The organism is Sinomonas atrocyanea (genome assembly GCF_030811715.1).
Taxonomy (GTDB): domain Bacteria; phylum Actinomycetota; class Actinomycetes; order Actinomycetales; family Micrococcaceae; genus Sinomonas; species Sinomonas atrocyanea_A.
Window position 1 is genome coordinate 63,619 of record NZ_JAUSRH010000004.1, and the last position, 13,923, is coordinate 77,541.

Sequence of the window (13,923 nt, forward strand, 5' to 3'; positions counted from 1 at the left end):
AGCTGGTCCATGGGCCAACCCTAGCCGCCCCGACCGCGTGCCTCGGCCGAAACGGGCCCGCGGACCTCTACGGTCTTGGAGTGGCCACGGATGAGGAACTCGAAGGCCAGACGTCCATCGAGGAGGCGCTGGCGGACCTCGGCGAGCCGTGGACCGCCGAGTCGGAGACCGACGAGGACCCCACGCCCACCCTCTTCTGACCGACAGGGACGACCACCGACGTCGCGAGCAGCCCGCGCGCGGCCGTCCACTGCCCGGCGAGCTCCGTCACCTCGACGCCGGCCACGACGGGACCGGCCACGAGGAGCCGGGCCCGGAACCGGCCGCCCTGCCGGAACTCGATGCGGACATCCTCGAACCCGAGCCACCGCCCCGTCAGGGGGTACCAGGCCTTGTAGACGGCCTCCTTCGCGCTGAAGAGGAGCCGGTCTGCCGCGACAGCGTCCCGCGCTCCCGGCCAGATCCCTGCCCGTTCCCCCGCACACGCCACGAGGTCCAGGACTCCGGGGGGCAGCGGCGCGTTCGGCTCAGCGTCGATGCCGACGCTCGCCACGGCCCCAGCCCGGGCCACCGCGGCGGCCCGGTAGTGCGGGCAGTGCGTCATGCTCCCGACCACCCCGGCCGGCCACACCGGCGCGCCATCGGCCCCCGGCACGAGGGGCGCCGGTGCCACGCCGAGCTCCGCGAGGGCCTCCCGGGCGCAGGCGCGCACGGCCTCGAAGTCCGCCCTCCTCGCCGCTGTGCTGCCCGCGACCGTCGCGAGCTCCTCCGGGAAGAGCACGACGCCGGCCCCGTCGCCGAAGCGCTCTTCGGCGCGGACCGCCGCCGGCAGGATGGCCCGGAGCATCAGGACCACCGTCCCCCGTCCGCCCCCGATCGGAGCGGCTGCGGCAGGGCCGGGAGCTGCTGGGCGGGGTTCCCGCCGAACCTCATCCCGGCAGGGACCTCCTCGCCCTTCATGACGAAGGAGTCCGGCTCGACCGCCGTCCCGTCGCCGAGGTTCACGCCGTAGTGCACGAACGCCTTGACGCCGAGGGTGCAGCCGGAACCGATGACCGTATCCGCCAGCTTGAAGGTTCCGTCCTCCATCGAGTGGCACTGGATGACGCACCGGGCGTTGAGCATGCAGTCGTCGCCGATCGTGACAGTCGTCTTCTCGGGGATGCCGGCGCCGTCGTCGAACAGGCGGCGGCCGACGTTCAGGCCGCGCGTCCTCCACAGGAAGCCCTTGAACGGAGTGCCGTTCAGCAGTGCCGCGTAGGGATCGTTGCTGAGCTTCCAGAAGCGTTCGTGCCGCCAGAACGGGCGCTGGTAGATCGAGCAGAACTTCGGGACCAACCTGCGGAAGCCCCGCGCGGCGCATTCGATGACGGTGTAGTAGCAGGTGGTGAAGAGGAACAGCGCCAGGACGGCCCCGGTCGCCGTGAGGACTGCTTGGGCGGGGTCGATGGTCAGGGCGAAGGTGCCGATCAGCAGGGTCGCGAAGGTGAAGCCTTCCCGGGCCAGCAAGAAGAGCAGGATGGTCACGGCGTTGTGCCGGTTCTTCGCCCTCAGCGCGGACTTGAACGCCGGGCCGCTCTTGAGCTCATCAAAGGCTGCGTCGGACTGGACGCTCCGGGGGATCTCGAAGCTCGGAGAGCCGAGGAGGCCGACGTCCTCCCGGACGGCCCCGTCCAGCGGGACCATAGCCTTCGTGGCGATGAGGCAGTTCTCCCCCGTCCTGGCATCCGGCGGGTACAGGATGCCGTTCCCCAGGAAGCTGCGCCTGCCGATGGACACCGGGGTGATCTGGAAGGAGCTGCTCGAGAACTGCGCGCTCATGACGGACAGCCCATCCGCAACCATGGTGCCGCTCCCCACCGTGCACGCAAAGGGGCTCTCGTGCTTGACCTCCATTCCGAAGTTCGAGCCTGTCTGCACCAGCTCGGGCATCCTGTAGCCGATGAGCCGCAGGTAGTGCGGGATGAGTGAGCTGTCGCCGGTGAGCTGGATCAGGAACTTCAGGTTCGTCAGGCGGCCGATGGTCCGGTGGAGCCCGTAGTGGAACCCGTACAGCGGGTACACCCTGCCGGGCCTGAGCAGCAGGTTGAGGGCCCGCGGGATCAGCGTGATGCCCAGGAGGAGGACGACGATGAGGGCCCCGAGCACGGTGGCGGCAATGCCGGCGAGGCGCAGGTAGTAGGCCGCATTCCCGGTGTCGACTCCGGCGGCCGCGACGACCAGGGGGACCAGGCCCGCGAAGACGCTCGTCCCGAACGGGATGACCAGGAGCACAGTAAACAGGAGGTTCCAGACGCCGTAGAAGAACCTCCGGCCCGTGCCGCAGGGCGCCGGCGGCGCACCGCTGTAGTCGACGGCGCACGGCTGGGCCGGGGACCCGTGCCACGACTGACGGTCGGGGATGGCCTGCCCGGCGTAGAGCGCGGACGCGTGGCCGAGCTGGGCGCGGTCCCCGACGCGGGCGCCGATGTCCAGCACGGTGGCCTCGCTGATCACCGCGCCCTCCCCGACCGTGACGGCGCCCGTCTGGATCATCCCCCCGAGCGCGCGGTAGCAGCTGAGGCTCGCGTCCTTGCGGACCACGGTCCCTGCCCCGACGCTCAGGAGGTCGGTGCACACCGGCACCTCGGTGGTGAAGACCGTGGCGCCGCGGCCGATCCGGGCCCCGAGCGCCCGCAAGTACAGCACGTACAGCGGCGAGCCCGCGAGCAGCCTCATCGGGCTGGTGCGGAGGACGGCGCGGACCAGCCAGAACCGGAAGTAGCGCAGGGACCACACGGGGAACTCCGTGGGCCGCCACCGCCCGACCACCAGCCACTTCACCGCCACGGGCAGCACGCACAGGCCGGCGTACACCACCGCCCCGAACAGCGTGGCGCGCAGCCACCCATCCAGCGGGTCCGTCGCGGCACCGAGGTACTGGAAGCCGGTGGCCATCGCGAAGCCGGCCAGGAAGGCTCCGAGGACATAGGTCAGCGCCTGGAGGGCGCCGCAGAGCACGTACTGGAAGGTGGAGGCGCGTTCCGGCGTCGTCGGCTTCTCCGAGGTGACCGCCGCGGCGGCCGGGGGTGCGGCGGGCGCCGCGGCGGCGAGCGAGCGGATCGTCGGGTGCAGGTAGGTGTCCTTCATCGACACGGGAACGAGGTCTGGGTCCTTCCTGACGATCGCGCAGAAGTGCGCCATAGTGATCGAGCTCGCGCCGAGGTCGGCGAAGAAGTCGGCCTCCACGGAGACCGCCGGCTCTCCCAGGGCCTCGGCGAGCGCGCGGGCCAGCTTCGCCTCCCGATCGGTCGCCGGGGGCGCGGGCGCGGTGGCGGCGTCGTCGCCGCCCCGCCGGCCTGGCGCGGGCAGCCGGCGGCGGTCCACCTTGTCGCTGGGCAGCAGCGGGAAGGCCTCCAGCTCCTGCAGGAAGGCCGGGCGCATGTAGGCGGGCAGCGCCCGCCGGAGGTGTTCGCGCACGACGGCGCGCTCGACCCCGCCGCCGTCGCGTCGCCTGCTGTAGTAGGCCGCCAGCTCCACGACACCGGGGCTCGGCTCGTGGGTGACGACGGCGGCCTGGGCGACGCCGGGGATCTGGAGGATGACGGATTCGATCTCGGCGAGCTCGATCCGGTAGCCGTGGACCTTGACCTGGGAGTCGATCCGGCCGTGGTACTCGATCTCGCCATCCGCGTTGATGCGGCCCAGATCGCCGGTCCGGTAGATCCGGTGGCTCGGATTGTCGGGCAGGTCCAGGAAGTCCGGGATGAACGCCTTCTGGGTCAGGTCCGGGCGGTTGACGTAGCCGCGCGCGAGGCCGATCCCGGCGAGCCCGATCTCGCCGAGCTCGCCGGCACCCACGGTGCTGTCGTTCTCGACGTCGAGGATCACCGCAGCATAGGTGGGAAGCGGTGTGCCCAGGGTCGGCGGGCGGTGGGGGTCCACCACCGACCACGTGGCGGTGACGGTGGCCTCGGTGGGCCCGTACACGTTGAGGAACCTGCGCTCGGGCCGGTGCCAGCGCTCCACGAGATCGGGCGGGCATGCCTCCCCGGACACGAGCAGGAACCGCAGGCCCGGGACGTCGTCCTCGAGGGTGGACAGGAGCGTCGGCACGCAGCAGAGGGCGGTGACGGCGCGCCGCTGCAGGAATTCGGCCAGCTCGATCCCCACCAGGCTCGTGCTGCCGTCCTTCGGCACGAGGGTGGCGCCGCTCATCCACGGGACCCAGATCTCCTCGACCGAGAAGTCGAAGGCGGTGGTCATGCCCTGGTAGACCCGGTCGTCCGGCCGGATGCCGTAGACGCCCGCGGCCACTCGGACGAAGTTGCAGATGCTCGCGTGCTCGACAGCGACTCCCTTGGGCCTGCCCGTCGAGCCGGAGGTGTAGATGATGTACGCCAGCTGGTCCTGCTCCGGGCCGCGCTCGTCGGCGCTGAGGCGCAGCGGCGACTCGGAGCCGAGCGTCGCCTCCTCGTCGTCGAGGTACAGGGCCCGGGCGGTCCCGTCCGGCACCACGTCGCGAAGGTGGGACAGTGAGAGCAAGGTGGCCACGCCGGCGTCGTCCATGATGTAGGAGATCCGCTCGGGCGGGAACGCAACGTCCAGCGGCACATAGGCGGCATGCGCCTTGAGCACGGCCAGCATGGCCGCGTACGTGAAGACGGGCTGGTCGAACAGCAGCGCGAGCCGGTCCCCCGCCCGGACGCCCCGGGCGCGGAGGCGGCGCGCGAGCCGGTTGGTCCAGGCGTCGAGCTCGTCGTAGGTGAGGGTGAACCCTCCGGCATCGACTGCCAGCCTGTCGCCGTGCCCCGCGTCGCGGAGGCGGTCGCAGGCCTCTTCGAACAGCGTCTCCAGCCGCTCCCCCGGGTGCCACCGGATGCCGTCGTCGCCCGAGGCGGCGAGGAGGGAGTCCGGACGGCCGTTTTCGGAGGCGGGGCGGCTGGGCGCCTCCCGGGTCGCGAGGTGCTTGGGCATGGCGGGCCTCCTACGCGCCCGGCTGGGCCGCGATTTCCTCGGTGATCGCGTCGCGGAGGATCGCGCAGGCCGTGGCGACGACCTCCTCTGTGACGTTCAGCGGGGGCAGGAGCCGGACCACGCAGTCCTGCCGCCCCCCGCATTCGAGGATCAGCCCGTGCTGGAGGGCAGTGTGCTGGATGCGGCGGGCGAGGTCCCCAGCGGGCGCGCCCGACACCGGGTCCGCCATCTCGATGCCCCACATGAGGCCGCGGCCGCGCACCTCCCGCACCCAGGGGCTGCCCGCGAGCGGCTGCAGCAGCGAGGCGATCTGGTCTCCGCGGGCGCGGACGTTGCCGAGGACGTCGTCCCGGCGCATGATCCGCACCGCGGCGGTTCCGGCGGCGAAGGCCAGCTGGTTGCCGCGGAACGTCCCGGTGTGCGCGCCGGGTGCCCACACGTCGAGGGACTTCCTGTAGAAGATGACGGCCACCGGGAGCCCGATGCCGCTCAGCGCCTTCGAGGCCACGATGACGTCCGGCTCGAGGTCGTACTGCTCGAACGCGAACCAGGTCCCGGTGCGGCCGTAGCCTGCCTGCACCTCGTCGACGATCAGGGGAATCCCGAGCTCGTGGGCCACACGCCCCACCCGGCGTGCGAACTCGGGGGTCGCAGGGATCACCCCGCCCTCGCCCTGGACCATCTCCAGGATCACGGCGGCGGGCCGGGGCACTCCCCCGTTGCTGTCGTGGAGCGACCGGTCGAGGTAGGTGGCGCAGTTGGTGGAGCAGGTCTCCGGTGTCAGGCCGAGCGGGCAGCGGCTGCAGTAGCTATAGGGGAAGAAGTGCACGCCGGGCATCTGGTTGCTGACCGGCTCCTTCTGTTCGAGGAGGCCAGTCAGCGCCATGGCGCCGGCAGTGCTGCCGTGGAAGCCGCCTTGGAACGAGACGACGTCCCCGCGCCCGGTCGCGGTCTTGCACAGCTTGATGGCGGCCTCGACGGCGTTGGCACCCGTGGGCCCGCAGAAGTGCACCCGCATCGAATCCCGCAGCGACGCGGGCAGCGTGGACAGCGCGGTCTCGGTGAACTCCTCCTTGAGCGGGGTCGGGAAGTCGAGCCCGTGCGTGAGCCGTGCCAGCTGGTCAGTCACCGCCTCGGTGAGCTCGGGATGGTTGTGGCCCAGCGAGAGCACGCCCGCGCCTGCGAGGAAGTCGATGAAGACGTTCCCGTCGACGTCCCGGACGAAGGACCCAGAGGCCTCCTCGATGGCGATGGGGAGGTGGCGGGGGTAGGTGCGCGCGGAGGACTCGACGTCCTCCTGACGGGCGAGCATCCGCGCCGAGGCCGGCCCGGGCAGCGGCCCGGCAACCCGAGGCCCGCGGAAGGTGTCCGAATCTGGGGTGACACTCATGGACAGCGGCTCGTTTCTCTCGTGGCGGCGGAAAGGCGGACTGTGCGAGCGGGCGCGGGGGCGCCCTCAGGCGGTGCGGCGGCCCAGGTGTAGCCCCGCGTCGAGGGCGTCGATCGCCTCGGTGACCCGTGCGGCCGGGATCACCACGGCCAGGCAGTAGTCCGAGACTGAGATCGGGCCGGTCGGGATGCCGGCGGCGGAGAGGGTGGCGACGAAGTCGGGCACGATCGTCGGGGTGGACCGCAGCCCGATCCCCTTCAGCGACAGCTTGGCGGCGTCGTCCCGGTAGCGCAGCCCGCTGAACCCGATGGACGTCCTCCGGCGGCGCAGCGCTTCCATGGCCCGGGGCCGGTCACGCACGGGCGAGGTGAACATGATGTCCCGCATCCCGTCCCCGGGCATCGGGCCGCTCTCCGAGAACATGTCCACGCCCGTTCCGGCCTCGGCGAGGGCCAGCAGGACGGCCGCGACGCGGTCGGCGCCGCCCGGGCTGCCGGCCACGGTGATCTCGGCGACGGGGCCGTCCACGCTCAGGCCGGAGATCTCCGCCTCCTCCTTGAACGGCTTCCGCCGGACCGGCTCCGTCAGCAGGCCGATGGAAGGGATCACCGCGCCCTCCGGCTCGGCAGCGGCGCTCGGGCGGGTCCGGGAGTAGCTCCCCCGGGGTACCAAGAACAGTCTTGCGGCGCGGAAAAGCGTCGATAACGTGACCATGCCGGGCCTCCTCACAGTGCGCCCTACCGGTCTGAGTTCCCCCTTGCCCCAGTCGCTGCGGCTCTCTGCTACAAGAGTGGAAGCATTGCTCGGGACGCTGGAGGGGAAAAGGTCCTGTCCCTTCCAGCGGCCCGGATGTTACTGGTGGGGCACGTGGCGCGCGGCCAGCAGGTGCTCGAAGTCCTTCAGTGCCGCCGCCGCGGTGGCCCGCGGATGGGACGCCCCTCCGGTCACCGTCAGCGTGCCCATCTCCTCGGTGACCGCGCGGAGGCCCTTCATGCTCCCGCGCAGCTGGGCGAACGGGTGGTCCTCCCCGTAGAGGCGAAGCTCGACGCCGGCCCGGAACCCGCCGCCGTCGTGCTCGGCGACGCCGACGAGCCGCGGGGTGAGGCCCGCGGACTTCCACTGCGCGACGTGTCCGGGCGTCACCGCGCCGATTCCCTCCCGCGGCAGCCCGTCGAGGCGCAGGTCCGCGTCGAAGACGGCGTTGGCGATGATGACCAGCTTGGCCGCGGTGTCCCAGCCGTCGATGTCGAAGCTGGGGTCCGGCTCGGCGATGCCCTGCGCCTGTGCGAGGGCCACGGCGTCCGAGAGCCCGAGGCCGGCGGCGGCCATCTGGTCGAGGACGAAGGCCGCGGTGCCGGTCAGCACCGCTTCGAACCCCTGGAGCGTGGCGCCGGCCAGGCTGTGCGAGAGCAGGTCCACCGTGGGCAGCGCCGAGGCGGCGGCACCGCTGAAGCGCAGGCTCCCGCCGTGCTCCGCGGCCAGCCGCAGGAGCCCGCGGAGGTCGACGACGAGGGCGCCCTTCGACACCGCGATGGCGTCCAGGCCGCGGGCGAGGGCCCAGCGCAGGTGGCCGAGCGCCGCTCCGCCGGTGGCGTAGTCGCTGGGCCCGGCCTCGATGAGCACGTCGGCGCGGACGGCCTCGAGGAAGGCCTCGCCGGTGAGCCCGTGCACGAAGCCGCTGCGGTCCGCGAGCCGTTCGGGCGCGAGGCCCGCGGGATCGACGAGGCCCGCGGTCGAACCGCAGACCCCCGTGATCCGTACCTGGACGCCGTGGCGCGCACGGTACGCCGCGGCGCGGGCCTCGAGCATCGAAGTGATCTCGCGGGCTATCCGGCCGTAGCCGGTGACCGCCACGTCGACGGTCCTCACCCTGGCAGGCCGCCGTGGGACGCGGCGCCGCCGTGGGACGCGGCGCCGCCCGGGGAGGGCGCGACGCCGGACGAGTGGAGCTCGCTGAGCTCAGCCATGGTGCGCGTCATGATGGCTCGCATGGCGGCGTGGGCGGCGTCTGGATCCGAGCGCTGGATCGCCGCGGCCACGTCCATGTGGAGCTGGAGCGCGTCGGGGTGGGGGCGGGAGGGCATGAGGCCGAAGTGGGTGCGGCCCGCGAGGACCTCGGCGACGCTGGGGTGCAGCGCTGCGAACATCTCGTTGCCTGATGCGGCGAGGATGAAACGGTGGAACTCGGTGTCCACCCGCAGGAAGCGCTCGGCGTCCGCGCTCTGGCCCGCGGCCCAGAGCTCGCCGGCCAGTTCGAGGAGCTCCGCGGTCTCGCGCTCGTTGGCGCGCACGGCGGCCAGGCGCGCCGCTTCGGGCTCGACGGCGCCGCGCAGCTCCGTCAGCGATCGCAGCTGGGCGAAGCGGCCCGCCGAGGCGAGCCGCCACTGGATGACCTGGGGCGCGAAGACGTTCCACTCGCTGGCCGGGAGGATCTGGATGCCCAGCCGGCGGCGGATCGCCACGAGGCCCATCGCGGCCAGCACGCGGAGCGCCTCGCGGACCACCGAGCGGGAGACGGCGTAGCGCTCCTCGAGCTCCTCGATCTGGATCACGCTGCCCTCGGGCAGGGACCCCTCGGCGATGGCCGATCCGAGGCTCTCGACGAGCTTGGTGTGGAGTCCGCCCGGTTCGGAGGATCCCGCCGGACGCGGCGAACCGGCCTGGGCCATGGGGGCCTCCTTCCGCGTCCTGATCCCTCCCCTGAGACTCCCACATCATAGCTGTTGCACGGATCACCTCTTTAGATATGATCTAAACCTTGCCAGAGGGGCAAAGAACAGATGTAAGAACCATCGGGAGTGACTATGGCGTCAGCTCATTCGGCCGCGCTGGCCGGTGCCGCGCACCGGGACTCCCAGCGAGGGAGGCCATGATGGACCAGGCGACAATCCGGCGATTGTCTGACGAGGCAACCGACGTCCTGCTCAACAAGGACGGCACGTCATCCAGCCGCCGCGGCGGCTGGATGATGATCGCGACCATCCTCATCGAGGCGTGGGACCTCTACGCGATCTCCTTCGTCCTCGTCTTCATCACCGCCGAGTACCACCCCACGGCCGCCCAGCTCGGCCTCGTCACGGCCGGCGTCCAGGGCGGCGCGCTGATCGGGGCCCTCCTCGGCGGGTACGTCGCGGACAGGCTCGGGCGCAAGCGGGTCTTCATCATCACGATGGTGCTGTTCATCGTGCTCGCGATCGCCCAGGGCTTCTCGCAGAACGTGTGGGACCTGATCATCCTGCGGATCCTCATCGGGATCCCGCTCGGCTCGGACATCTCCAACGGCTACGCGTACATCATGGAGTCGATGTCCAAGGGCTCCCGCGAGGTCATGGGCAGCCGCTGGCAGTTCATGTTCGGCCTCGGCGAGGTCTTCTCGATCGTGGTCATCACGGTCATGTACATGACCGGCATGGACCACGCGGTCCTGTGGCGCGTGGCCCTCGCGATCGGCGCGGTCCCCGCGTTCATCCTCCTGCTGGCCCGGCTCGACCTGCCCGAGACACCACTCTCGCTCATCCAGCGGGGCAAGTTCGCCAAGGCCAAGGAAGTCTCGCTGCGCCTCTTCGACGAGCCGCTGGACATGCTCCCCGACCGCGACGTCGAGATCGAGCGGCCCAAGGTCGGCGACTTCCTCCGGGTCACGTGGGCCGACCGGACGCGCCGCCGCGCCACGGTCTTCGGGTGGATCTCCAACGCCTGCCAGGGCGCGGAGTTCACGGCCTTCGGCTTCTACCTGCCGGTCATCCTCGTCAGCGCCGGCGTCGGCGTGGTGGGCGGGGGCGCCGCGGCGAACATCACGGGGACGAACTTCGTCACGGCCGGCATCTACGTGCTCGCGACCATCTCGGGCCTCGTGGCGCCGATCATGATCACCAAGATCGGCCACCGCGGCGTGTCCATGTGGGGCTTCGGCCTCGCGTTCGTCGGCCTCCTGATCGGTGCCGCCGCGCTGGGCGCGAACATCCAGTGGCTCATCGTCCTGGGCGCGTGCGTGCTCATGTGGGGCCACTACTGGGCCGCCTCGAACGGCATGACGATCGTCTCCATGGTCGCGCCCTCCCGGTTCCGGGCCACCGCCTCGGGCTTCGGCTACGTGTTCGTGAAGGCCGCCTCGTTCTTCGGCGCGTTCGTCTTCCCGATCATGACCGCCTCCTGGGGCAAGGTCGGCGCCACGGTCGCGGTGTCCGTGCTCTCGCTCATCGGCCTCCTCTCCGCGAAGTTCATCCTTCCCGAGCTCTACGGCTACGTGGACCGCGAAGGTGGGCTCGAGGCCTCCGAGCTCAAGGCCTGACGTGGAGCTTCCCCCCGGACCCGGCCTCTGGGTCGTCATGGGCGTCTCGGGTGCCGGCAAGACCACGGCGGGCCAGGCCCTGGCGGCCCACCTCGGCGTCCCGTTCGGCGATGCGGACGATCTGCACCCCGCCGCGAACGTGGCGAAGATGCAGTCCGGGGTGGCGCTGGACGACGCCGACCGCGCACCCTGGCTCGCCGCCGTCGGGGCGTGGCTGGCCGAGCGCAGGGACGGAGCGGTGATGAGCTGCTCCGCCCTGCGCCGGGCCTACCGGGACGCCCTCCGCGAGCACGCGGGGCCGGTCAGGTTCCTGCACCTGGCCGGGGCCGCCGAGGTGGTCCGCGCCCGGGTCGAGGCCCGGGAGGGCCACTACATGCCGGCCTCGCTCGTGGAGAGCCAATATGCCGCGCTCGAGCCCCTCGGGGACGAGGAGGAGGGGCTCACGGTGGGCTTCGACGAGCCGATCGGGGCGATCGTGGCGCGCGCCGCGGCCGCGGCCCTGCCGGCCACCGCGGGCCGAGTGCACGTGGCCTGACCTGCCGTCCTCCGGGGCCGGGGACTATGATCCGCCTGATGCAGACGTTCATGCCGTACCCGGATTTCGCCCGCACCGCCGGGGTGCTCGACCAGAAGCGCCTCGGCAAGCAGCGGGTGGAGTGCATCCAGGTCATCAGGGCGCTCACCGTCCCCGGCTACGGCTGGGGGCGCCACCCGGCGGCGCGGATGTGGTGCGGCTGGCTCGAGGCGCTCGGCTCCTACTCCCTGGCCGTCTGCGAGGAATGGCAGGGCCGGGGCTTCTCGGACACCTGCGCGGCGACCATCCGCGCCGACCTGCTCGCCACCGGCCTGCGCGAGGTCAGGACGCAGCGAGAGCTCGCCGCCGCGGACGAGCTGCCCACCTGGCTCGGCGAGGAGGCCTTCCACCGCAGCCACCGCTCGGCCCTGCTGACCAAGGACCCGCTGTTCTACGGCGAGGTCTTCGGCGGCGAGGAGGAGGGCCAGCCGTACGTGTGGCCGGCGGGGCGGCCGGGCTCGGTCTGCCCCTGACCGCGCGACGTCACCCCCGGGACGCGCGAGGTCACCCCCGGGACGCGCGACGTCACCCCCGGGGCGCGCGAGGTCACCCCGTGGGAGTCGCCGGCGGTACTCGGAAGCGGCGCTCCCAGCCATCGGTGAGTGAGACAGCCGTTGATCGATTCTGGCGCCCCTTCTTGGGGGAGGGCACCCGGCGCCGGTCCCGCCTTGAGCACGACGGCGGTGCGCGCGGCATGCGGGTTACCTCGCCGGCCAGCGGGGTGACCTCGCGCGTACACGGGGTGACCTCGGCGGCTGAAGGGGCCCCGGCAGGCCGGCCCGGCCCCGATCGGCTCGCCCCCCAATCCACACCCCGGCCCCGCCCCGAACAGGGGGCATGGGCGAGAACATACTCATCGGCTTCCTCGGCGGTCTCATCACGGGCATCTCGCCCTGCATCCTCCCGGTCCTGCCGGTGATCTTCTTCTCCGGCGGCCTCGACAGCGCGCGGAAGGACGCGCCGTCGTCCGTCTCCGCCGCGGCAGGCGCACGGGGCGACCTCGGCGGCCCACGGGGTGACGTCGGCGGCACACGGGGCGACCTCGGGGGCGCACGGGGTGACGTCGGCGGAGGGGCGCGGCGGGCGTCCCGCTGGCGTCCGTTCCAGGTCATCGGCGGGCTGGTCCTGAGCTTCAGCCTCGTGACGCTTCTCGGCTCGCTCGCGCTCTCGGCACTCGGGCTGCCGCAGGACGTGCTGCGCTGGGCGGGCATCGCTGTGCTCGCGGCGGTGGGGCTCGGGCTCATGGTCCCGCGGATCGAGGAGTGGCTCGAGAAGCCGTTCTCGTGGATCCCGCAGCGGCGCGTCGACGCCCGCCGGGGCGGGTTCGGGCTGGGGCTCGCGCTCGGGGCGGTGTTCGTCCCGTGCGCCGGGCCGGTGCTCGCGGCCATCACCGTCTCGGGCGCCACCGGCCACATCGGCCCGGAGACGGTGGCCCTCACCCTCGCGTTCGCGGTGGGGGTCTCGGTGCCGCTGCTGTTCTTCGCCCTCGCCGGCCGCGGCCTCGCGGAGCGGCTCAAGGCCTTCCGCAGGCGCCAGCGCGGCATCCGCCTCACGGCCGGGGCTCTCATGATCGCCCTCGCCGCGGGCCTCGCGTTCGACCTCCCGGCCACCCTCCAGCGACTCATCCCCGACTACACGGCGTCCCTCCAAGACCAGCTGCGCCCCTCCGCCGGCACGCCCCTGGACCTCGGCGGCCTCGTCACCGACGAGAACCGCGCCCTGGCCAACTGCACCCAGGGCGCCACCTCCCTCCAGGACTGCGGCCCGGCGCCGGCCCTGCGCGGCGAGACCGCGTGGATCGGCTCGCAGCCGCTGGACCTAAAGAGCCTGCACGGCAAGGTGGTCCTCATCGACTTCTGGGCCTACTCGTGCATCAACTGCCAGCGCTCCCTGCCGCACATCGTCCAGCTCAACGACGCCTACAAGTCCTCCGGGCTCGAGGTCATCGGCGTCCACACCCCCGAGTACGCCTTCGAGCGCGAGCAGCGCAACGTCGAGGCCGGGGTCAAGGAGCACGGCATCGACTACCCCGTGGCGATGGACAACTCCTACGCGACCTGGACCGCGTACCGGAACCGCTTCTGGCCGGCCCAGTACCTCATCGACGCCAACGGCACCGTCCGGCACATTCAGCAGGGCGAGGGCGGCTACCAGACCACGGAGGCCCTCGTGCGGCAGCTGCTCTCCGACGCCCACCCCGGGGTTGCGCTGCCGAAGCCCGTCGAGTCGGCGGCCACCGCCGTCGCCGCCGGCACCACCCCGGAGACCTTCCTCGGCGTCGCCAAGCAGACCGCCTACGCCGGCTCCGGCGCCTACCGCGCGGGCCCCGGCACGTTCTCGTTCCCCGCCCAGCAGCGCCCCAACTCGTTCGCGCTCTCCGGGGCGTGGACGCTGGACTCGCAGCGGATCACCGCGGGCCCCGCGCACGACGCCGGCTCCTCCCCCGCCGCTGCCGGCTCGCCGTCTGCTCCCTCTTCGGTGCGGCTGAACTTCACCGCGAAGCAGGTCCAGGCCGTGGTGGGCGGGACCGGGAAGCTCACGGTCAAGGGCCCGGACGGCGAGCGCACGGTCGAGGTGGGCGGGACCCCGCGCTCGTACGTCCTCCTCGACGGGGACCAGCAGCGTTCCGGGACCCTCGAGGTCGAGGCGAGCGCCGGCGTCGAGCTCTACTCGTTCACGTTCGGGTAGGCGGGGCGGCTTACTTGGCGCGGG

General features: G+C 72.1%; 10 protein-coding genes. 4 read left to right on the forward strand and 6 right to left on the reverse strand.

The features are described from left to right. Positions 1–67: 67 nt before the first annotated feature. From J2W21_RS08365 to J2W21_RS08390, 6 genes are all read right to left on the reverse strand, one after another. The gene (locus J2W21_RS08365) at positions 68–847 is read right to left on the reverse strand and encodes a 4'-phosphopantetheinyl transferase family protein (protein WP_307114044.1); all 780 of its coding nucleotides are present in this window, start codon (positions 845–847) and stop codon (positions 68–70) included. Then, positions 847–4,956 carry a Pls/PosA family non-ribosomal peptide synthetase gene (locus tag J2W21_RS08370; RefSeq protein ID WP_307114045.1) on the reverse strand — a complete coding sequence of 1,370 codons (4,110 nt, stop codon included), beginning with the start codon at positions 4,954–4,956 and terminating at the stop codon, positions 847–849. Before J2W21_RS08370 ends, J2W21_RS08365 begins: the two co-directional genes overlap by 1 nt. A gap of 10 nt (positions 4,957–4,966) precedes the next feature. Next, positions 4,967–6,346, reverse strand: a complete 1,380-nt coding sequence (locus J2W21_RS08375) for an aspartate aminotransferase family protein (protein WP_307114046.1) — start codon at positions 6,344–6,346, stop codon at positions 4,967–4,969. A gap of 66 nt (positions 6,347–6,412) precedes the next feature. Beyond that, a complete protein-coding gene (locus J2W21_RS08380) occupies positions 6,413–6,955 on the reverse strand; it encodes a hypothetical protein (RefSeq protein ID WP_307114047.1) in 543 nt (180 codons plus the stop codon). A 243-nt stretch (positions 6,956–7,198) separates the two neighbouring features. Then, complete coding sequence (locus tag J2W21_RS08385; protein ID WP_307114048.1) at positions 7,199–8,215, reverse strand: homoserine dehydrogenase; 1,017 nt, start codon at positions 8,213–8,215, stop codon at positions 7,199–7,201. After that, on the reverse strand, positions 8,212–9,015 hold the full coding sequence (locus J2W21_RS08390) for a FadR/GntR family transcriptional regulator (RefSeq protein WP_307114049.1): 804 nt from the start codon (positions 9,013–9,015) through the stop codon (positions 8,212–8,214). Before J2W21_RS08390 ends, J2W21_RS08385 begins: the two co-directional genes overlap by 4 nt. 227 nt (positions 9,016–9,242) lie before the next feature. Between J2W21_RS08390 and J2W21_RS08395 the strand changes: the two genes are divergently transcribed. The 4 genes from J2W21_RS08395 to J2W21_RS08410 all read left to right on the forward strand — a co-directional run bounded on the left by J2W21_RS08395 (position 9,243) and on the right by J2W21_RS08410 (position 13,899). Further along, positions 9,243–10,637, forward strand: a complete 1,395-nt coding sequence (locus J2W21_RS08395) for an MFS transporter (RefSeq protein ID WP_307114050.1) — start codon at positions 9,243–9,245, stop codon at positions 10,635–10,637. A 1-nt stretch (position 10,638) separates the two neighbouring features. Beyond that, complete coding sequence (locus tag J2W21_RS08400) at positions 10,639–11,172, forward strand: gluconokinase (protein ID WP_307114051.1); 534 nt, start codon at positions 10,639–10,641, stop codon at positions 11,170–11,172. A 38-nt stretch (positions 11,173–11,210) separates the two neighbouring features. Continuing rightward, positions 11,211–11,684 (forward strand): MSMEG_6728 family protein, encoded by a 474-nt coding sequence (locus J2W21_RS08405; RefSeq protein WP_307114052.1) that lies wholly within the window; start codon positions 11,211–11,213, stop codon positions 11,682–11,684. 364 nt (positions 11,685–12,048) lie between these two features. Beyond that, positions 12,049–13,899, forward strand: a complete 1,851-nt coding sequence (locus tag J2W21_RS08410; protein WP_307114053.1) for a cytochrome c biogenesis protein CcdA — start codon at positions 12,049–12,051, stop codon at positions 13,897–13,899. Positions 13,900–13,923 lie beyond the last annotated feature (24 nt).

What these genes read in the sequence shown, in the direction of transcription:
- J2W21_RS08365 (WP_307114044.1), bottom strand. Translation starts at nt 847, where the DNA reads ATGCTCCGGGCCATCCTGCCGGCGGCGGTCCGCGCCGAAGAGCGCTTC.
- J2W21_RS08370 (WP_307114045.1), bottom strand. Translation starts at nt 4,956, where the DNA reads ATGCCCAAGCACCTCGCGACCCGGGAGGCGCCCAGCCGCCCCGCCTCC.
- J2W21_RS08375 (WP_307114046.1), bottom strand. Translation starts at nt 6,346, where the DNA reads ATGAGTGTCACCCCAGATTCGGACACCTTCCGCGGGCCTCGGGTTGCC.
- J2W21_RS08390 (WP_307114049.1), bottom strand. Translation starts at nt 9,015, where the DNA reads ATGGCCCAGGCCGGTTCGCCGCGTCCGGCGGGATCCTCCGAACCGGGC.
- J2W21_RS08405 (WP_307114052.1), top strand. Translation starts at nt 11,211, where the DNA reads ATGCAGACGTTCATGCCGTACCCGGATTTCGCCCGCACCGCCGGGGTG.
- J2W21_RS08410 (WP_307114053.1), top strand. Translation starts at nt 12,049, where the DNA reads ATGGGCGAGAACATACTCATCGGCTTCCTCGGCGGTCTCATCACGGGC.